The 19,403-nt window shown below is 52.1% G+C and carries 18 protein-coding genes; 12 read left to right on the top strand and 6 right to left on the bottom strand.

Going from position 1 to position 19,403, the window contains the following annotated elements; translation table 11 throughout:
• Positions 1-363: 363 nt before the first annotated feature.
• Positions 364-2,796: a bifunctional aspartate kinase/homoserine dehydrogenase II gene (gene metL / locus OGV80_RS02710; protein ID WP_075145392.1), complete on the bottom strand. Its 2,433-nt coding sequence runs from the start codon at positions 2,794-2,796 to the stop codon at positions 364-366.
• Between the two features lie 2 nt (positions 2,797-2,798).
• Positions 2,799-3,959: a cystathionine gamma-synthase gene (gene metB / locus OGV80_RS02705; RefSeq protein WP_047407401.1), complete on the bottom strand. Its 1,161-nt coding sequence runs from the start codon at positions 3,957-3,959 to the stop codon at positions 2,799-2,801.
• Positions 3,960-4,224: 265 nt separating this feature from the next.
• Here metB and metJ point away from each other — a divergent pair, with 265 nt between their 5' ends.
• Positions 4,225-4,542, top strand: coding sequence for a met regulon transcriptional regulator MetJ (metJ, locus tag OGV80_RS02700; protein WP_003825168.1), 318 nt, complete (start codon positions 4,225-4,227; stop codon positions 4,540-4,542).
• Positions 4,543-4,595: 53 nt separating this feature from the next.
• Here metJ and OGV80_RS02695 read toward each other — a convergent pair whose 3' ends face one another.
• The 3 genes from OGV80_RS02695 to rpmE all read right to left on the bottom strand — a co-directional run bounded on the left by OGV80_RS02695 (position 4,596) and on the right by rpmE (position 7,342).
• Positions 4,596-6,020, bottom strand: coding sequence for an MFS transporter (locus OGV80_RS02695; protein WP_047407403.1), 1,425 nt, complete (start codon positions 6,018-6,020; stop codon positions 4,596-4,598).
• Between the two features lie 89 nt (positions 6,021-6,109).
• Positions 6,110-6,790: an oligogalacturonate-specific porin KdgM family protein gene (locus OGV80_RS02690; RefSeq protein WP_286513535.1), complete on the bottom strand. Its 681-nt coding sequence runs from the start codon at positions 6,788-6,790 to the stop codon at positions 6,110-6,112.
• 339 nt (positions 6,791-7,129) lie between these two features.
• Positions 7,130-7,342 (bottom strand): 50S ribosomal protein L31, encoded by a 213-nt coding sequence (gene rpmE, locus OGV80_RS02685; protein ID WP_003028810.1) that lies wholly within the window; start codon positions 7,340-7,342, stop codon positions 7,130-7,132.
• Positions 7,343-7,674: 332 nt separating this feature from the next.
• Between rpmE and priA the strand changes: the two genes are divergently transcribed.
• The 9 genes from priA (at position 7,675) to OGV80_RS02645 (ending at position 16,854) form a co-directional block, all read left to right on the top strand.
• A complete protein-coding gene (gene priA / locus OGV80_RS02680; protein ID WP_043018928.1) occupies positions 7,675-9,873 on the top strand; it encodes a primosomal protein N' in 2,199 nt (732 codons plus the stop codon).
• Between the two features lie 156 nt (positions 9,874-10,029).
• Positions 10,030-11,055, top strand: coding sequence for a DNA-binding transcriptional regulator CytR (gene cytR / locus OGV80_RS02675; RefSeq protein WP_003825179.1), 1,026 nt, complete (start codon positions 10,030-10,032; stop codon positions 11,053-11,055).
• A 93-nt stretch (positions 11,056-11,148) separates the two neighbouring features.
• Positions 11,149-12,123 (top strand): cell division protein FtsN, encoded by a 975-nt coding sequence (gene ftsN, locus OGV80_RS02670; protein ID WP_072033900.1) that lies wholly within the window; start codon positions 11,149-11,151, stop codon positions 12,121-12,123.
• 91 nt (positions 12,124-12,214) lie between these two features.
• Positions 12,215-12,745, top strand: a complete 531-nt coding sequence (hslV, locus tag OGV80_RS02665; RefSeq protein WP_003028805.1) for an ATP-dependent protease subunit HslV — start codon at positions 12,215-12,217, stop codon at positions 12,743-12,745.
• Between the two features lie 9 nt (positions 12,746-12,754).
• Positions 12,755-14,086 (top strand): ATP-dependent protease ATPase subunit HslU, encoded by a 1,332-nt coding sequence (gene hslU, locus OGV80_RS02660; RefSeq protein WP_038636017.1) that lies wholly within the window; start codon positions 12,755-12,757, stop codon positions 14,084-14,086.
• 67 nt (positions 14,087-14,153) lie between these two features.
• Positions 14,154-15,083, top strand: a complete 930-nt coding sequence (gene menA, locus OGV80_RS02655) for a 1,4-dihydroxy-2-naphthoate polyprenyltransferase (protein WP_003825185.1) — start codon at positions 14,154-14,156, stop codon at positions 15,081-15,083.
• A 368-nt stretch (positions 15,084-15,451) separates the two neighbouring features.
• Complete coding sequence (locus OGV80_RS02650) at positions 15,452-16,003, top strand: eCIS core domain-containing protein (protein WP_087052902.1); 552 nt, start codon at positions 15,452-15,454, stop codon at positions 16,001-16,003.
• Entirely contained in the window at positions 16,000-16,341 is a 342-nt protein-coding gene (locus OGV80_RS24395) for a putative T6SS immunity periplasmic lipoprotein (protein ID WP_220137863.1), read from the top strand. The genes OGV80_RS02650 and OGV80_RS24395 overlap by 4 nt, the downstream gene beginning before the upstream one ends.
• 12 nt (positions 16,342-16,353) lie before the next feature.
• Positions 16,354-16,854, top strand: coding sequence for an Hcp family type VI secretion system effector (locus OGV80_RS02645; RefSeq protein ID WP_087050701.1), 501 nt, complete (start codon positions 16,354-16,356; stop codon positions 16,852-16,854).
• A 346-nt stretch (positions 16,855-17,200) separates the two neighbouring features.
• Here OGV80_RS02645 and OGV80_RS02640 read toward each other — a convergent pair whose 3' ends face one another.
• Positions 17,201-17,584: an integrase arm-type DNA-binding domain-containing protein gene (locus tag OGV80_RS02640; RefSeq protein WP_087050702.1), complete on the bottom strand. Its 384-nt coding sequence runs from the start codon at positions 17,582-17,584 to the stop codon at positions 17,201-17,203.
• Between the two features lie 237 nt (positions 17,585-17,821).
• Here OGV80_RS02640 and rraA point away from each other — a divergent pair, with 237 nt between their 5' ends.
• Together rraA and OGV80_RS02630 are read left to right on the top strand one after the other, a co-directional pair.
• Positions 17,822-18,307 (top strand): ribonuclease E activity regulator RraA, encoded by a 486-nt coding sequence (rraA, locus tag OGV80_RS02635; protein WP_043018926.1) that lies wholly within the window; start codon positions 17,822-17,824, stop codon positions 18,305-18,307.
• A gap of 157 nt (positions 18,308-18,464) precedes the next feature.
• The gene (locus tag OGV80_RS02630) at positions 18,465-19,208 is read left to right on the top strand and encodes an SDR family NAD(P)-dependent oxidoreductase (protein WP_043018925.1); all 744 of its coding nucleotides are present in this window, start codon (positions 18,465-18,467) and stop codon (positions 19,206-19,208) included.
• Positions 19,209-19,403 lie beyond the last annotated feature (195 nt).

The raw sequence follows: 19,403 nt of genomic DNA, 5'->3' as shown, positions 1-19,403 counted from the left end.
TCGCTACGTTACGTTCTGAAAGGTTTTTTTATGTGAGAAGACTCACATCCATCGGTGATAGTTGCGGGCCAAAACCAACGACCATTAAAAATCGTTGGTAACAGGATGACATCACTGTTCACTATCAATTGCTGAAGGGCATGTGGGAGCTTTTCCCCACTGTTTAACGATAAACAATTGCGCAACTGGTTATCGATATTTTTGGCAACAAGGCAACACGCGTAAAATGGTGTGTCTGTTAACAGAGGGGGGGATTAATACAACATCCAGTCAATACCAAATGGCGAAGCTTACACATCTTACCGGCCTACATTACACACGAACCGTAGGCCGGATAAGCGCAGCGCCACCCGGCAACAAAAACTACAGCAGCTGCGCCAGACGGTTGATGTCTGACTGAATAGCTCCGGCGGTAACGTCACGACCTGCGCCCGGTCCACGGATCACCAGCGGGTTATCGCGATACCAGCGGCTTTCAATAGCGAAGACGTTATCGCACGGCAGCAGCGCCGCCAGCGGGTGTTCAGGACGTACCGCTTCTACGCCAACGCGTGCTTTACCGTTAGCATCAAAACGCGCCACATAGCGCAGCACCAGCCCCATTTCACGCGCCGCTTCCAGGCGTTGCACCATTTGCTCGTTCAGCTCGTCGCCATTTTCAAAGAAATGGTCAATAGAGCCTTCTTCACAGTGTGCAGGCACCAGCGACTCTACGCGTACCTGATCCGGTTCGATGTCGTAACCCGCTTCACGCGCCAGAATCACCAGTTTACGCATCACATCTTTACCTGAAAGATCCACGCGCGGGTCAGGTTCAGTCAGACCCTGTTGCCACGCCTGATCCACCAGATCGGTGAATGGGACCGTGCCATCAAATTGCAGGAACAACCACGACAACGTGCCGGAGAAGATCCCGCTGATCGACAGAATGGTATCCCCGCTATCAATCAGATCGCGTACGGTATGATTGATCGGCAAGCCCGCGCCTACGGTAGCGTTATACAGCCAGTGGCGACCGGTCTTTTCAAAGGCGTCATGGATCTGACGGTAATTATTACTGTTGCTCGCCCCTGCCAGTTTATTGGCGCTGATGACGTGGAAGCCATGGCTGGCGAAATCCAGATACTGATCCGCTAACTGCTCGCTGGCTGTAACGTCCAGCACCACTAAATCATCATACGGGTGGGCGCGCATCCACAGGAACAAAGACTCTTCATCCTGTTCTACCGCCTCGTCATCAAAGAAGGCTAACGCGCGACTGGCATCCAGCCCTTCATAATTCAGCAGGCTACGACGGCTATCAACCACACCCGCCAGTACGAATTCTAATCCGGTACGCGCCGAGAGCGTGCTCTGCTCACGAGCAAACAGCTCCAGCCAGCGCGAGCCAATGTTGCCTTTGCCGAACAGCACCAGACCAATGCGTTTTTCCGCGCGGAAGATAGACTGATGCAGACCCTGAATCAGGCTCTCCGTCGGGCCGGTGCGCAGTACCGCGACCAGGCTGATGCCCTCTTCCGACTGCCAGGTGAATTCGACCGGCTGACCTTTCAACTGTTGCCAGAAACGATGGCAGTGCAGCGGGTTACGGGTGACGCCCGCCCCGACCATCGCCACCAACGCCAACCCCTGGCGCAGACGCAGCTCGCCCGGCAGGCCAGCTTCATCCAGAATTTTCAGTGCGCCGTCAGCGACTTCTGAGGTGTAGCAAAATTGCAGCAGTTGGCGGTCAGGATGCACACCCACCGCCAGCGGACGCACCTGAGTGCGTTTTAAAATCTGATCAATCTCTTTGTAGGCCAGTTTAAAGTCCTGGCTGGCAGGTACCTGGAACTCAATCAGGCACACGTCGTCATGGCTGGTCACAATACGCGCCCCGGTACCAGAAGCCAGGACGCGTTCAATACGCGTTGAACCTTGCTCCGGCGTATAGCTACAACGCAACTGGAGATCGATATCACTGCCGGAAACCGGCTGTAGGGTACGGGCATGGAGAACCGGCGCCGCCAGACGCGCCAATTCGCTGGCTTCATCCAGACGCAGCAGCGGCAGCAGACAGGCATCTTTTACTTTACGCGGATCCGCGCTGTATACCCCGGCAACATCACTCCAGATAGTTACGCGGGAAACGCCCGCCAGCGCGCCAACCTGCGTCGCCGAGTAGTCGGAGCCGTTACGTCCCAGCAGCACCGTTTCGCCGCCGTTGCTGCGGCTAATAAAGCCGGTAACGACCAGACGTTTACCCGGATGCTGCGCCAGCAGTTGCTGTAGCAGTGGGTAAGAAAGACCTTCATCTACCTGCGGCTGAGCGCCGCGCTCAGCACGTAAAAAATCGCGCGCATCCAGCCAGGCTGACTCCAGCCCCTGTTGGTTAAGGACGGCCGACATCAAACGCGCCGACCACACCTCGCCATGCCCGACGACTTCGGCATAGACAGCATCGTTCACACCGCTGTCGAGTAACCCGGCCAGGCGTTCCAGATCGTGAATAAACGCGCCGATCAGTCCATCCGCCACCTCGGGAGGTAACAAACCGCTGATAAGCTCACTTTGATAGCGACGTAACGCCTGTTGAACCTGATGCGCAGAAAGACGATCGGTCTGGCTTAACTTCAGCCAACTAATCAACTGGTTAGTGGTACTGCCTGCGGCTGAAACAACCATCATGTCATCAGGCTGCGAGTATTCCGCCATAATGCCTGCGACACGCAGATAACATTTCACATCAGCCAGACTACTACCACCAAATTTGTGCAGTTGACGACCCTTCGCCCCTGCCTGCGCAATCACACTCATGTTTACCCCTTGTTTGCAGCCCGGAAGCCATTTTCCAGGTCGGCAATTAAATCTTCGCCATCTTCAATACCGGTGGAGATACGCAGCAGCGTTTCCGAAATTCCGGCAGCAGCACGCGCTTCTGGCGCCATACCCGCGTGAGTCATGGTTGCAGCGTGGGAGATCAGACTTTCAACGCCCCCTAACGATTCCGCCAGCGTAAACAATGACAACCCACTGAGGAAGCGGCGCAGCGTTTGCTCATCGCCATCCAGCTCAAAACTCAACATCGCGCCAAAGCCTTTTTGCTGACGCGCGGCAATCTCATGGCCCTGATTATCCGGCAATGACGGGTGATACAATTTTTTCACCAACGGCTGAGTTTGCAGATAATCCACAATCGCCTGAGCATTACGTTGCGCCACCTCCATGCGAGGTGACAGAGTACGCAGGCCGCGCAACAGCAGATAACTATCAAACGCGCCGCCGGTCACACCAATATTATTCGCCCACCATGCCAGTTCAGTGACCGTTTCCGGATCTTTTGCTATCACTACACCGGCCACCACGTCGGAGTGACCATTTAAATATTTCGTGCATGAATGCAACACCAGATCGGCGCCTAATGCCAGAGGATTTTGCAGGGCCGGGCTTAAAAAAGTGTTGTCGACAACGCTGACCGCGCCAGCTTCACGCGCCAGCTGGCAGATTTTCGCAATATCCACCACGCGCAGCAGCGGGTTGCTTGGGCTTTCTACCAGCACCAGCTTCGGTTTTTCCGCCAGTGCCGCTTGCAACGCCTGCTCATCGCCTTGATCGACAAACAGGACGCGATAACAGCCACGCTTTGCCAGGCTGTCAAACAGACGATAGCTCCCACCGTAGCAGTCGTGCGGTGCGACCAGCAGATCGCCTGGCTTGAGGAATACCGTGGTCACCAGATGAATCGCCGACATGCCGGTATTGGTCAGTACAGCCCCCGCACCACCTTCCAGTTCCGCCAGTGCACGCTGAACGACATCACGCGTTGGGTTGCCGCGGCGCGAATAGTCATGGGCGCGAGGCTCATTAAAACCGGTAAAGTTATAGGTGCTGGAGAGGTGAATCGGCGGGACAACGCAACCGTACTGTTCGTCGTCATTTAATCCGCTACGCACTGCGATGGTGGCCTGTTTACGCGTCATATTGAGGAGATCCTGGCTGAGTCGGTGAAAAGTCAGACACCAGAGTAATCATAGTTGTGATAGCCGTCAATACATCTGGACATCTAAACTTCTTTGCGTATAGATTGAGCAAACTGGAAATAGCCGTTAAAATTATATGCATTAGCGTACATCTGCGTCGGCTTACTTCGTGTCAGGGCCACGCCACTACGATAAACTACGCGCAATTATGGTCTGGGCTCAGGTTCTGGCCTCAATATTAATGACAAAGAGGATTAGGTATCTCATGGCTGAATGGAGCGGCGAATATATCAGCCCATACGCTGAGCACGGTAAGAAGAGTGAGCAAGTCAAAAAAATTACGGTTTCCATTCCTCTGAAGGTGTTAAAAATCCTTACCGATGAACGCACGCGTCGTCAGGTTAACAACCTGCGTCACGCCACTAACAGCGAACTGCTGTGTGAAGCGTTTTTGCATGCTTTTACCGGGCAACCCTTACCCAACGATGACGACCTGCGTAAAGAGCGCAGCGATGAAATCCCGGAAGAAGCAAAGGTAATCATGCGTGAACTGGGTATCAACCCGGAAACGTGGGAATACTGATTGTTGAAGACAGATGAGAAAAGGCGGGATCACTCCCGCCGCTTCTCACTATGTTACTTACTGATACCATTGAGCTTATTCAAAGTCTCTTCCATTTTTAGCGTTTCTTTACGGTTCAACGGATAGAAATAAATCAGAATGACCGCCGCCAAAAACAAACATAAAGCCGGTAAGAGATTCGCCATCGTATAGATGTTTTCCTGAACGATGCTGGTTTGCACCGCGCCGCCCGTTGACGAAGATTGATATCCAATGATGGCCAGCATAAAGCCGCCAATAGCCCCTGCGCACGCCTGACCAACTTTACGGGCAAAGAAGTTCACGCCATAGACGGTTCCATCTTCACGATCGCCGGTGACATACTGATGATAATCACAAACATCAGTCATAAACGCCCAAATCATCAGATTGAATAATCCGGCCCCCAGCGTTGCCAGGAACAGGAACACCAAATAGACCTTCGCGTCGGTAATGTGGGTGAAGTACATCAGCAGATACATGGCTACCGCAAAGAGCAACGCGCCGACGCTGGCTTCTTTCTTACCAAAGCGTCTTGTGAGCCAGGATGCCGATGGCGCCAGCAAAACCAGAGAGCCAAAGGTGAAAAGCAAGGCAACGGACATAGCCTCTTTGTTATGAAAATAGTCGTTAAACAGGTAAGTCATGTTGGTACCAGACAACCCCTGATTAATCACGATCAGCAGATCCACAACCACTAAAACAATCAGCGCCTTATTGCGTAACAGCCCCTTTAGCAGCACAGAAACAGGCATGCTCTCTTTTCTTTCCACCCGCACGCGTTCCGTCGTTAACTGACAGGTCAACGTTAAAAAGATAAAGCCCAGCACTGAACAACCAATAGCAATCCAGAAGAAATGCTGCCCGGAAATCACCTGGCTTCCGTCCACCAGGGTGGTGTACATCAGGATTGGAATAAAAAAGCCGGTTGTCCCGCCGCCGATGGCAGACCCAACGCTGCGCCAGGTTGACAGCGATACGCGATCCTCCGGGTTCGAGCTAATAGCTGCAGACATGGCGCCATACGGAATACTCACCGTCGATAACAGCGAACCGTAAATAAAATAGGAACAGCAGATGTAGATAATTTTCGCCGTATAAGAAAAATCATGCACAAACGGCAGGAACAGGACGACCGCAATGATGCAGAACGGATACTTCATCCGCCGCACCCATGGATTAAAACGCCCATGAACCGTCAGTTTAGAGGTATCACATAAGCGCCCTACGCCAACGTCGACAAACGCATCAAAGAGTTTGGTCACAAAATAGAGTGAACCAACAATGACGCCGGAAATACCAAGGACGTTGGTGTAATAAATCATTAAAAAACTATTTACCAGTCCAAGAATAAAACAGGTTCCGAGGTCGCCACATAAATAACCGAATTTATCTCTTAACCCGAAAGGTCTGACGGTAATATTTTGATTACTTCCGATCATAGTTCCATCATTAGACATGATGTTAACTCCTTAGACACATTATTCACGCAAGTTATGCGTATATACCGATGCTCAATGTAATAAATCGATAAGAAGCGTATTGATGGTCAGAAGTTATAACCGAGACCAACGCGATAACGGGTCTGACGATCGTCCGTGGTGGTAGTGTTATAGCCCGAGGAAACGTTACCAACCTCAACAAATGGAACCCATGAGCCTATTTTATACGCCACCCGGAAGTTATATTCGTAATCGTCTTTTCGGTTGTTATATAAATCTTCGCTATCGGCAATTTTATAAATGCCATTTAGCTCAAACATCCAGTCATTGATGTTGTAACCGAGCCATGCTTCCGGACGATAGACCATGCGGTCATCTTTGCCGTCGGAGTTTCTGCGCATGTACTCCTGGCGATAGCGGAACGCGGTCCACCAGTTGTCATTGATATTATACTGTACGCGAATATAAGGCTTATATATCGCGATATTATCGCCCGTTTCGATCGCAATGCCCGGCTGCCAGATAAGACCTTGCCAGGTGAACTGGTAGCTTGCCGTATACTCATTGCCATTACTTTCCATATTATTCCACGCATCATTAGATTGCGTATCTTCGGAACGTGAAATGGCTTCCACTGCCACACCAAAACCCGTAGCAAAACGGTGAGACATATAAACACGGTCGTAATTGCGACCATCGTCATAATATTCATGTCGATAATCAACATAACCCGCATGCGCGGCCGCAGAGAATAATGGAATCAGTAATAACGCGGATTTAAATTTCATGACCATCCCTCTTCACACTATATCAAGGAAATTGTCCATCTCGTCCCATCAATAAATGAGGGAACGATGAAGGAATAAGAATAATTTTATATTTCCACGAAAGTGTATTTTAGAAAGAAGGAAGAAACCTTTGGTATTTTGCCAAAAACTGGCATAAGTGGCAAAAATCAGAAGATGAAAAGGATTCAGATCACCAGTTGAAACATTTTATCGTAAAAATAAAAACACTGTTTTATTTATTAAAGAAAAGACATCATTCAATACATCAATACGAATTTCAGTCTGCATGCACAGAAACAAAAAAAGCGCCATAAGGCGCTTTTTTCTGACAGCTGAAACTTACTTGCTGCCTGGGATGCTGAAACGCTTGTTGAAGCGATCAACACGGCCACCGGTAGCAACATCACGCTGCTTGCCAGTATAGAACGGGTGGCACTTGCTGCACACGTCGAGGTTCAGATCGTGACCGACAGTAGAGCGGATTTTAATGACGTTACCGCAAGAGCAGTTTGCAGTAATTTCTTCGTATTTCGGGTGAATATCTTTTTTCATGGGAAAACCTCGGTTTAAGGCCGCGTCGCTCTTCCAGCCCTAACGCCAGACACCACGCGATGTTAATTATTCCCCGTCACCTTTCACACTGCTGATGCGTTGCCTGCGTTCACTCACTCTGGTCACATAGTTCACTATGCTCCCAGAGATTCGCTCACTTGCCGCCTTCCAGCCGCGCGAAACTCTCGGGTAATGGTCAGTATTTGACGCAATCAATTTGCATCAAAGGCGGCGAATCATACAGAAATTAACCTGCTCATGCAAACTGATCCGCATTCTACCCTTCACTAATGTGTATACTAACCCGCCAGATTTCAAGTCAGGATGATTCAATGCCCGTTGCGCACGTTGCCTTACCCGTTCCGCTTCCTCGTACCTTTGACTACCTCCTGCCGGAAGGCATGAGCGCCAAAGCCGGGTGTCGTGTACGCGTGCCCTTTGGCAAGCAACAGGAGCGCGTGGGTATCGTTCTGTCCGTCAGCGAGCACAGCGAACTGCCGCGGAGCGAATTGAAAGCCGTTCTCGAAGTGCTGGACAGCGAACCGGTTTATTCGACCTCCGTCTGGCGTCTGCTGTTGTGGGCGGCTGATTATTACCATCATCCTATTGGCGACGTGCTGTTTCATGCCCTGCCAATTTTACTGCGCCAGGGGCGCCCGGCGACAAACGCGCCCATGTGGTACTGGTTTGCCACTGAAGAAGGTCAGGTTACCGATCTCAACAGCCTGAAGCGCTCTCCCAAGCAGCAGCAGGCGCTGGCTGCGCTACGCCAGGGAAAAATCTGGCGCGACCAGGTGGCTGAACTGGAATTTAATGACGCCGCATTACAGGCGCTGCGGAAAAAAGGGCTGTGCGAGCTGGCGAGCGAAACGCCTGGCTTTAGTGACTGGCGAACAAACTACGCGGTTTCCGGTGAGCGTCTGCGACTGAACACCGAGCAGGCCACCGCCGTCGGGGCGATTCACAGCGCATCGGACAGTTTTAGCGCATGGCTATTAGCGGGCGTGACGGGCTCAGGCAAAACAGAGGTCTATCTAAGCGTCCTGGAAAATGTTCTCGCCCAGGGCAAACAGGCGCTGGTGATGGTGCCGGAGATTGGCCTGACGCCGCAAACTATTGCTCGTTTTCGCGAACGCTTCCATGCGCCGGTCGAAGTCCTGCACTCTGGCTTGAACGACAGCGAACGCCTTTCAGCCTGGCTGAAAGCCAAAAATGGCGAAGCGGCGATAGTTATCGGCACGCGCTCGTCGCTGTTTACGCCGTTTAAAAATCTTGGCGTAATTGTCATCGACGAAGAGCACGACAGCTCTTATAAACAGCAGGAAGGCTGGCGCTATCATGCGCGCGACCTGGCGGTTTACCGTGCCCACAGCGAGCAGATCCCGATTATTCTCGGCTCAGCCACCCCAGCGCTGGAAACGCTGTGTAATGTGCGGCAGAACAAATATCGTATGCTGCGCCTGACGCGACGCGCCGGAAATGCGCGCCCTGCCACTCAGCACGTGCTGGATCTCAAAGGTCAGCAGGTGCAGGCCGGACTCGCCCCTGCGCTTATCACCCGTATGCGTCAGCACCTGCAGGCGGATAACCAGGTGATCCTGTTTTTGAACCGCCGGGGTTTTGCGCCTGCGCTGCTGTGCCACGACTGCGGCTGGATTGCCGAATGTCCGCGTTGCGATCACTACTACACGCTACATCAGGCACAGCACCATTTACGCTGTCACCACTGCGACAGCCAGCGCCCGATACCGCGTCAGTGTCCTTCCTGCGGCTCGACGCATATGGTTCCGGTTGGACTCGGCACCGAACAGCTTGAGCAGGCTCTGGCGCCTTTTTTCCCCGGCGTGCCAATCTCACGCATCGATCGCGACACCACCAGCCGTAAAGGGTCGCTGGAGCAGCATCTGGCGGAAGTGCATCGCGGCGGCGCGCGAATTCTGATCGGTACGCAAATGCTGGCCAAAGGCCACCACTTCCCGGACGTCACCCTGGTGGCGCTGCTGGACGTCGACGGCGCGCTATTCTCTGCAGATTTCCGGTCAGCAGAACGCTTCGCCCAGCTCTACACCCAGGTTTCCGGGCGAGCAGGACGCGCCGGGAAACAAGGCGAAGTCGTGCTGCAAACGCACCATCCTGAACATCCGCTGCTGCAAACCTTGCTGTATAAAGGTTATGACGCATTTGCCGAGCAGGCGCTGGCCGAGCGACAAACGCTCCAGCTTCCCCCCTGGACCAGCCATGTGATCGTGCGGGCAGAAGATCACAACAACCAGCATGCGCCAATGTTCTTACAACAGTTGCGAAATCTGATTCAGGCCAGTCCGCTGGCCGATGACAAGCTCTGGGTGCTCGGCCCGGTTCCCGCCCTGGCGCCCAAACGCGGCGGTCGCTATCGCTGGCAAATTTTATTGCAGCACCCGTCGCGAATTCGCCTGCAACATATCATCAGCGGCACGCTGGCGCTGATCAATACGTTACCCGATGCACGTAAGGTTAAATGGGTGCTGGATGTCGATCCCATCGAGGGATAATGCCTCATGATGCGAGGCGGATCGTAAAATTAAACATCCATCACACTTTTTATGAAAATTCTGTAACCGCTTCCATTAACTATCTGATAAAAATGTTTCAGATGAAGGTTACCCAGGGACGAGTCTGTGCCAGCAGCCCTCTGGCGAGGAGAAAGAGTGAAACCGAATAAGCAGGTTGCCGCCGCTACGATGAAAGATGTTGCTCTGAAGGCGAAAGTCTCAACGGCAACCGTATCCCGCGCATTAATGAACCCGGACAAAGTCTCACAGTCAACCCGTAACAAAGTTGAGCAGGCCGCGCTGGAAGTGGGATATTTACCCCAATCAATGGGACGCAACGTTAAGCGTAATGAATCACGTACCATTCTGGTGATTGTGCCGGATATCTGCGATCCGTTTTTTAGCGAGGTGATTCGCGGCATAGAAGTGACCGCCGCAGAACAGGGATATCTGGTGCTGATCGGCGATTGCGCGCACCAGAATCAGCAGGAAAAGACCTTCCTAAACCTCATTATCACCAAGCAGATCGATGGCATGGTGCTGCTCAGTTCGCGCCTGCCGTTTGATGCCAGCGTGGAAGAGCAGCGCAACCTGCCGCCGATGGTCATGTCCAATGAGTTCGCGCCAGAACTGGAACTCCCCACCGTGCACATTGATAACCTCACCGCCGCCTTCAACGCGATGAACTATCTGCTGGAACTGGGACATAAACGCATTGGCTGTATCGCCGGCCCAGAGGACATGCCGCTGTGCCATTACCGTCTGCAAGGTTACGTTCAGGCATTGCGCCGCAGCGGAATTACGGTCGATCCACATTTTATCGCGCGCGGCGACTTTACCTATGAAGCGGGAGCCAATGCGCTGAAGCAGCTCCTTGAGCTACCGCAACCACCTACCGCGGTCTTTTGCCACAGCGATGTCATGGCGCTGGGCGCCCTCTCTTACGCCAAACGTCAGGGTCTGAAGGTACCTGACGATTTATCCATCATTGGCTTTGATAACATTTCGCTCACGGAATTTTGTGATCCACCCCTGACAACCGTTGCACAGCCGCGTTTCGATATCGGACGCGAAGCTATGCTGTTACTGCTCGATCAATTACAAGGGCAGAGCGTCAGCAGTGGCTCACGTTTACTCGACTGCGAGCTTATTATTCGGGGTACTACCCGGGCACTGACGTAAAGTAAAGTGCTTTCGGACTCCCCTGTCTGGTCAAAGGCCCGCCGCTTAAGTAACATGGCGGGCTGACGAACGAATAAATACAGCGAAACGATAGTGGCACAACGAGATTATGTACGTCGCGGCCAACCGGCACCTTCGCGGCGCAAGAAGAGCACATCACGGAAAAAACAACGCAATACGCCTGCGGTATCGCCCGCTATGGTTGCTATTGCTGCAGCCGTACTCGTGACCTTTATCGGTGGTCTGTACTTCATTACGCATCACAAGAAAGAAGAGTCCGAAACGCTGCAAAACCAGAAAGTCACCGGTAATGGCATTCCACCAAAACCGGAAGAGCGCTGGCGATACATCAAAGAGCTGGAAAGCCGTCAGCCTGGCGTACGTGCGCCTACCGAACCGTCTGCAGGCGGCGAGGTGCTGAACGCCGACCAGCTAACCAATGAGCAACGCCAGTTGTTGGCTCAAATGCAGGCTGATATGCGCCAACAGCCAACGCAGCTCAACGAAGTACCGTGGAACGAACAAACGCCTGAACAGCGCCAGCAAACGCTGCAGCGTCAGCGTCAGGTGCAACAGCAGCAGTGGAACAACACCCAGCAGCAGGCTCAACAGCCACGCCAACGGGCAGCAGAACAGCCGTACCAGCAGCCGCAAACGCGTACTGCGCAAGCCGCCCCGGTACAGCAGCCGAAAGCGCAGCCAAAACCGGCAACCCAACAGCCGTATCAGGATCTGCTGCAAACGCCGGCGCATACCGCCGCTGCTCAGCCAAAAACACAGCCGGCCGCGCCAATAACCAATGAAACGCAGCCGCCAAAACAGACGGCGGAGAAAAAAGATGAACGCCGTTGGATGGTACAGTGCGGCTCATTTAAAGGTGCTGAGCAGGCAGAAACGGTGCGTGCGCAGCTGGCCTTTGAAGGCTTCAACTCACGTATTACCACCAATAACGGCTGGAATCGCGTGGTCATTGGTCCGGTCAAAGGCAAAGAGAATGCCGACAACACCATCAGCCGCCTGAAGGTTGCTGGTCACACAAACTGCATTCGACTCGCCACTGGGGGTTGAAACCCCCAAAATCCCCCCCATCTATACTTGCATTACGCCCCGCACACTGCGCGGGGCCTGTATTTTGCATTTGTAACCAAGGGGTCTGCTCGTGACAACAATAGTAAGCGTACGCCGTAACGGCCATGTGGTAATCGCCGGTGATGGTCAGGCCACACTGGGTAACACCGTAATGAAAGGCAACGTGAAGAAAGTCCGCCGTTTGTATAACGACAAAGTCATCGCGGGCTTTGCGGGCGGTACTGCGGATGCATTCACGCTGTTTGAACTGTTCGAACGCAAGCTGGAAATGCATCAGGGTCACCTGGTGAAAGCTGCCGTTGAACTGGCAAAAGACTGGCGTACTGACCGTATGCTGCGCAAACTCGAAGCGCTGCTGGCCGTCGCAGATGAAACGGCATCGCTCATCATCACCGGTAACGGCGACGTCATCCAGCCAGAAAACGATCTGATTGCCATCGGCTCCGGCGGCCCTTACGCCCAGGCTGCTGCACGCGCTCTGCTGGAAAACACCGAGCTTGGCGCACGCGAGATTGCTGAGAAAGCGTTGGATATTGCAGGGGATATCTGCATTTATACCAACCACTTCCATACTATCGAAGAATTGAACTCCAAAGCGTAAGGATCCCCCATGTCTGAAATGACCCCACGCGAAATTGTCAGCGAACTGAACAAACACATCATCGGCCAGGATAACGCTAAGCGTTCCGTGGCGATTGCCCTGCGTAACCGCTGGCGCCGTATGCAGCTTAACGAAGAGCTGCGCCATGAAGTGACGCCGAAAAACATTCTGATGATTGGCCCGACCGGCGTTGGTAAAACCGAAATCGCCCGTCGTCTGGCAAAACTGGCCAATGCGCCGTTCATCAAAGTTGAAGCGACAAAATTCACCGAAGTTGGCTATGTTGGTAAGGAAGTTGACTCCATCATCCGCGATCTGACCGATGCAGCCATCAAAATGGTCCGCGTTCAGGCAATCGAGAAAAACCGCTTCCGTGCCGAAGAGATGGCGGAAGAGCGCATTCTCGACGTGCTGATCCCACCGGCTAAAAATAACTGGGGACAGTCTGAGCAGCCGCAGGAGCCTTCTGCAGCGCGTCAGGCGTTCCGTAAAAAACTGCGTGAAGGCCAGTTGGATGACAAAGAGATCGAAATCGATCTCGCGGCCGCACCGATGGGCGTTGAAATTATGGCGCCTCCGGGAATGGAAGAGATGACCAGCCAGCTGCAGTCCATGTTCCAGAACCTGGGCGGTCAGAAGCAAAAACCACGTAAGCTGAAAATCAAAGACGCGATGAAGCTGCTGATTGAAGAAGAAGCAGCCAAACTGGTAAACCCGGAAGAGCTGAAACAGGAAGCTATCGACGCCGTTGAGCAGCACGGGATCGTGTTTATCGATGAAATCGACAAAATCTGTAAGCGCGGCGAATCCTCCGGCCCGGACGTGTCCCGTGAAGGCGTACAGCGCGACCTGCTGCCGCTGGTTGAAGGCTGCACGGTCTCTACCAAGCACGGTATGGTGAAAACAGATCACATTCTGTTTATCGCTTCTGGCGCATTCCAGGTCGCGAAACCGTCTGACCTGATCCCGGAACTGCAGGGTCGTCTGCCGATTCGTGTCGAGCTGCAGGCGCTGACCACCAGCGATTTTGAGCGTATCCTTACCGAACCGAATGCCTCCATCACCGTTCAGTACAAAGCGCTGATGGCGACCGAAGGTGTGGACATCAACTTCACCGAATCGGGCATTAAACGCATTGCCGAAGCGGCCTGGCAGGTCAACGAAACCACCGAAAACATCGGTGCGCGTCGTCTGCATACCGTTCTTGAGCGTCTGATGGAAGATATTTCCTATGATGCGAGCGATTTAAACGGCCAAAGCATCACAATTGATGCCGATTATGTGAGCAAACATCTGGATGCGCTGGTCGCAGATGAAGATCTGAGCCGTTTTATCCTATAATCGCGTTCAATGCATTTTCATCACTGTTGATGGGGCTGATAAAGCCCCATTTTTATTGGCGCTAAATATGACTGAACAACAACAAATTAGCCGCTCACAAGCCTGGCTGGAAAGTTTACGACCTAAGACCTTACCGCTCGCCTTCGCGGCGATCATCGTCGGTACGGCATTAGCATGGTGGCAAGGATACTTCGATCCGCTGGTTGCTCTGCTGGCATTGATTACGGCAGGACTGCTGCAAATTCTGTCCAATCTCGCTAACGACTATGGCGATGCCGTCAAAGGCAGCGACAAGCCCGACCGCATTGGACCACTGCGCGGGATGCAAAAAGGGGTTATCACCCAACAGCAGATGAAGCGCGCGCTGATCGTCACCGTGGTGTTGATCTGTCTGTCCGGTCTGGCCCTGGTTGCTGTGGCCTGTCACACGCTGGCGGATTTTGTCGGCTTCCTGGTGCTTGGAGGCCTGTCGATTATCGCCGCGATCACTTATACCGTGGGCAATCGCCCTTATGGATACATCGGCCTCGGCGATATTTCCGTGCTGGTATTCTTCGGCTGGCTCAGCGTGATGGGGAGCTGGTATCTGCAGGCGCATACGTTGATTCCGGCGCTGATTCTGCCTGCCACCGCCTGCGGCCTGCTGGCAACCGCCGTGCTCAACGTCAACAACCTGCGCGATATCAACAGCGACAGGGAGAACGGCAAGAATACGTTGGTCGTGCGTTTAGGCGCCGTCAATGCCCGCCGCTACCATGCCTGCCTGCTGATGGGGACACTGGTCTGCCTGGCGCTGTTTAACCTGTTTTCGCTGCAAAGTCTGTGGGGATGGCTGTTTATTCTCGCCGCTCCGCTGCTAATCAAACAGGCACGTTACGTGATGCGCGAGATGGATCCTGCGGCAATGCGCCCAATGCTGGAACGCACCGTAAAAGCAGCGCTATTAACTAACTTACTGTTTGTTGTCGGGATTTTCTTAAGTCAGTGGTCTCTTTAACTGACAAATATCAATTAACAATTTCAGTTTTTAGAATCGCATAACGCCTCGCAACCCTTACAAATAGAGGGGCGCGAGGTTTTTCCATGTTTTTTATATTTTCCGGAGATACCTCGGGGATACCAACGAACGGTAAACACCGTGACCTATAAGTACTAAAATCAGCGTTTCCCAGCTTACTTAACCGATTACGGGGTCTGACGCTCAACCGTACGATCTCGTACGATTGCTCCCCAAACCAGGGGCCTTAACGCGAGAAGCGGCGTAACCGCAGTTTGTGACAATTTCGGATATTTCCCGCATTTTTTAACACGGAAAAATTTACTTTAAGGCGTATTAAGGTGTTTTACCAATGGATGATGTCTCCAATGATAAGGGAAATGAACGATATAGACCGGGGCGGGTTACGGCTGTTAACGCTTGGTGAGATTAACTTGGCCCGTACCCTCTACGCTTTCACCCTCCGCTATAACGAAGTCTGGATCCACCGCAGCAGCTATCTACCTTTCAACCTCCAAAAGAACAACTACGCCATGACGCCCAACGGCGAATTGTACTTTCAGGAAGGTACTTATGAGCCTGACTTTTCACAGCCGCATGTTAATAACGATCGCGTTGGTGGGCAGCATCTTTTTTTACATGAAATGATGCACGTCTGGCAGCATCAGCGCGGGATGATGGTAAGGATACGGGGCCTGTTCTCTTGGGCAGTTGATTACTATTACACCTTGGATAAGGCTATACTCTTGGATTACGGATTAGAGCAGCAGGCTGCAATGGTGGCTGATTATTGGCTACTTAAAACGCATGGATTCGGCAACCGCTCTGATTTGTATCGCCTCAAGGATTACGATCCATCTGAGCCTGTCCTTAGCCTCATATCCCGCTATGAGAAAGTATTAGGGAGGTTCCCGCATTGAAACACTACTTTCTCATTCCTGCCTTTTTTGCGCTGGCTGGGTGTGGCGCTGGCGACAGCGTTCCCCCATGGCGTAGTTTCCCTATTATAAATAATTCGCTTTGCTTCTCTGTTAATAAATCGGACGTTCTGAGCCGATACGGCGTTTATTCTGAGCAGGGGAATGAATACAAGACATTGGCGGAAAATTCGCATGTAGCTCTCTCCTATCCTGAAACGTGCTTAAAAATACCGATAACGCCGGGCTATATCTATGCGGCTTCATACACGTTGAACGGAAAGAATTACCGTTACAACTTTTTTATCGACAGAAACGGGCAAATATTAAGCACAAAATAAGGAGATCTATAAATGTCATTACCAGCTTATATGTATATTTATGATGAAAATGGACAACTGATCAAAGGCAGTTGCATGGCGCTGGGCCGTGAGAGTGCAATTGAAATCATGAACAGCAGTTACGGTGTGTACCAAAACACATGCCGCAACACTGGTAAGCTGATGGGTTCGCGCGAACACAACGCTTTTACCCTGCACAAAGAGATTGATAAGACCTCGCCATATTTTGCGGTTGCAGTCTGCCAAAGTAAGCGGCTGCAAAAGGCAGTAATCCACTATTACGACATCAACGAGGCGGGTGTCGAATACGAGATTTACCGAATTACGCTTAACAACATCGTAATCATGTCCGTCAATGCTGCTCATGCTTATATGCCGGGTTCCCACACTCCGGGCATGATGGAAAATATCGCCATCACCTACTCAGGCATTGAGTGGTTTTATATCGAAGGGAATATCAAATACGACGATGACTGGAGCCGCCTGGTTGGTTACAACCAGCAGCAGAGGTAATTCTAATTGGCTGGCAGATCTGCTGAAATAAAGACCACTTAGCAGACTGCCTGCAATACTCGTCGCTATTCCCGAACACGCTTACTTGCAATACGAGCGTACCTGGTCATCAAATCAACGTAAATCAAACCAATAATGCAAAAACTTTATAAGATTAAAATCATAAGGTTACGTTCTTAGCGTACATTTCCGTACGGTTGGGCTTCAACCCCCATCAACACATCAGTTTTATAGCCTGCTATAGCCCATTGTCTTACGGTATCAAGGGCCGTGAGCCAGTTGCCTAAATCATTATTTCTGATATTAGTTGTTCTCCGTGTATTTCCATTCCAAAGCATTTTTATACTTAAAATGGTTGTGGGCGGATCCGGTAACAATCTCCCGCCATCTTTATCACGGTAGCTATCATATGCATAGCGATAGACAGCACGCAGAACACGGGCCCATAAATCAGCCTGGGCTTTACTGCCTTTTTCTTCACGCCTGAACGGGCCACCAAACCATATGCCCGCTCTCTGGCCTGCTCAATAGTCATATCCGGGAACTTGCCCAACGTCACACGGTAAAATTTTCCGTCGCGCTTTCGGGACACACTAAAACTTTTGCTGCAACTAGACGTAACGCGCAGACGCAACCCATTAACGACACTATCAGCATATTCAAGGCGTTTGCCGGCATCAGGAACGGGGAGTTCCATCAGCACGGCTTTGGTGAATCTGATCGTTCTCATAGGGCTTTCTTTTATGTTCCAGCAATCTACCGGAGATACCTCGGGGATACTTTACAGAGGGAAATCCGGGTAATTGTAGGTCATTATCGGCTGTTTTAAAAATCAGTAATCACCTGTTTTTCAATGAAAAATACGAATAGCTATTGATCTGGACACTAATTAACAATTGATGATTTTGCCAACAGTACACATAGCGCGATATACTAAAAATTCTCGCAGCAACTGAACGTTAAGCCTATGAAATACGATACATCCGAGCTTTGTGACATCTATCAGGAAGATGTCAACGTCGTGGAACCGCTGTTCTCTAACTTTGGAGGACGGGCGTCGTTTGGCGGACAAATCATCACGGTAAAATGTTTCGAGGACAACGGGTTGCTGTACGATCTGCTCGAACAAAACGGCCGTGGTCGTGTTCTGCTGGTCGATGGCGGCGGTTCTGTCCGTCGTGCACTGGTCGATGCCGAACTGGCAAGACTGGCCGTACAGAATGAATGGGAAGGTCTGGTCATCTACGGCTCAGTCCGCCAGGTAGACGATCTGGGAGAACTGGATATCGGCATTCAGGCGATTGCCGCCATTCCGGTAGGTGCTGCAGGTGAAGGGATTGGGGAAAGCGATGTGCGCGTCAACTTTGGCGGCGTGACGTTCTTCTCCGGCGATCACCTGTACGCCGACAACACCGGGATAATCCTCTCCGAAGACCCGCTCGATATCGAGTAAAGAAAATACCGCAAGTCGGTGTGATGCCAGTCGGTAAACAACTGACTGGCTTTTTTTTGCCGCTCCCCCTTTCGATTCCCCCATCCTGCACATTGACGAAGAAAAAACTCTCTCTATACCTAATGATGAATCTCATCACTCTCATCACGAGGTCATCATGCATATCGATCTGACAGGTAAAAAAGCGCTGGTCACAGGGGCCAGTCGAGGGTTAGGGCGCGCCATCGCACTGTCGCTGGCGAAAGCCGGTGCTGATGTTGTTATAACCTATGAAAAATCTGCGGAGAAAGCCCAGGCCGTTGCCGATGAAATTACAGCGCTTGGCCGCCATGGTGAGGCCATTCAGGCAAACAGTGCTGACGCTCAGGCAATTCAGAACGCCGTAAACCGCACGGTACAGTCACTTGGAGGACTGGATATTCTGGTCAACAACGCTGGGATCGCGCGCGGCGGCCCGCTGGAGTCGATGTCACTGGAAGACATCGACGCATTGATTAACGTGAATATCCGTGGCGTGGTGGTAGCCATACAGGCCGCGTTGCCACATCTCCCTGAAGGTGGGCGAATTATCAATATTGGCAGTTGCCTTGCCAACCGCGTCGCCCAACCGGGGATTGCTGTTTACGCGATGACTAAATCAGCGCTCAACTCGCTAACCCGTGGCCTGGCTCGCGATCTCGGCCCACGGGGTATTACCGTTAACCTTGTCCATCCTGGCCCAACTGACAGTGATATGAACCCAGCAGATGGCGAGCAGGCAGAATCCCAACGGCAGCTTATTGCTACAGGGCATTATGGAACACCGGAGGATGTTGCAGCGGCGGTGACGTTTCTGGCAAGCCCAGCGGCTGGGCAGATTTCCGGCACCGGTCTGGACGTAGATGGGGGTTTGAATGCCTGAAACGAACGTTGTATTGCGGTAAGCTATTGTATTGCCGGATGACAGCTTGCGCCTTATCCGGCCTACAAACTCGTACTCTAAATCCTCTAAAGATTTCGCGTCAGGGCAAGGCGGCAAGTAAGTGAATCCCCAGGAGCATAGGCCACTATGTGACTGGGGTGAATGCACGCAGCCAACGCCGCCATAACGTGAAAT

Source organism: Citrobacter sp. Ce119, assembly GCF_030334525.1.
In the GTDB taxonomy this organism is placed as follows: domain Bacteria; phylum Pseudomonadota; class Gammaproteobacteria; order Enterobacterales; family Enterobacteriaceae; genus Citrobacter; species Citrobacter europaeus.
This window is presented reverse-complemented; position numbering and strand designations above follow the sequence as displayed.

What these genes read in the sequence shown, in the direction of transcription:
- metL (WP_075145392.1), bottom strand. Translation starts at nt 2,796, where the DNA reads ATGAGTGTGATTGCGCAGGCAGGGGCGAAGGGTCGTCAACTGCACAAA.
- metB (WP_047407401.1), bottom strand. Translation starts at nt 3,959, where the DNA reads ATGACGCGTAAACAGGCCACCATCGCAGTGCGTAGCGGATTAAATGAC.
- metJ (WP_003825168.1), top strand. Translation starts at nt 4,225, where the DNA reads ATGGCTGAATGGAGCGGCGAATATATCAGCCCATACGCTGAGCACGGT.
- OGV80_RS02695 (WP_047407403.1), bottom strand. Translation starts at nt 6,020, where the DNA reads ATGTCTAATGATGGAACTATGATCGGAAGTAATCAAAATATTACCGTC.
- OGV80_RS02690 (WP_286513535.1), bottom strand. Translation starts at nt 6,790, where the DNA reads ATGAAATTTAAATCCGCGTTATTACTGATTCCATTATTCTCTGCGGCC.
- rpmE (WP_003028810.1), bottom strand. Translation starts at nt 7,342, where the DNA reads ATGAAAAAAGATATTCACCCGAAATACGAAGAAATTACTGCAAACTGC.
- priA (WP_043018928.1), top strand. Translation starts at nt 7,675, where the DNA reads ATGCCCGTTGCGCACGTTGCCTTACCCGTTCCGCTTCCTCGTACCTTT.
- hslU (WP_038636017.1), top strand. Translation starts at nt 12,755, where the DNA reads ATGTCTGAAATGACCCCACGCGAAATTGTCAGCGAACTGAACAAACAC.
- menA (WP_003825185.1), top strand. Translation starts at nt 14,154, where the DNA reads ATGACTGAACAACAACAAATTAGCCGCTCACAAGCCTGGCTGGAAAGT.
- OGV80_RS02650 (WP_087052902.1), top strand. Translation starts at nt 15,452, where the DNA reads ATGATAAGGGAAATGAACGATATAGACCGGGGCGGGTTACGGCTGTTA.
- OGV80_RS02645 (WP_087050701.1), top strand. Translation starts at nt 16,354, where the DNA reads ATGTCATTACCAGCTTATATGTATATTTATGATGAAAATGGACAACTG.
- OGV80_RS02640 (WP_087050702.1), bottom strand. Translation starts at nt 17,584, where the DNA reads ATGAGAACGATCAGATTCACCAAAGCCGTGCTGATGGAACTCCCCGTT.
- rraA (WP_043018926.1), top strand. Translation starts at nt 17,822, where the DNA reads ATGAAATACGATACATCCGAGCTTTGTGACATCTATCAGGAAGATGTC.
- OGV80_RS02630 (WP_043018925.1), top strand. Translation starts at nt 18,465, where the DNA reads ATGCATATCGATCTGACAGGTAAAAAAGCGCTGGTCACAGGGGCCAGT.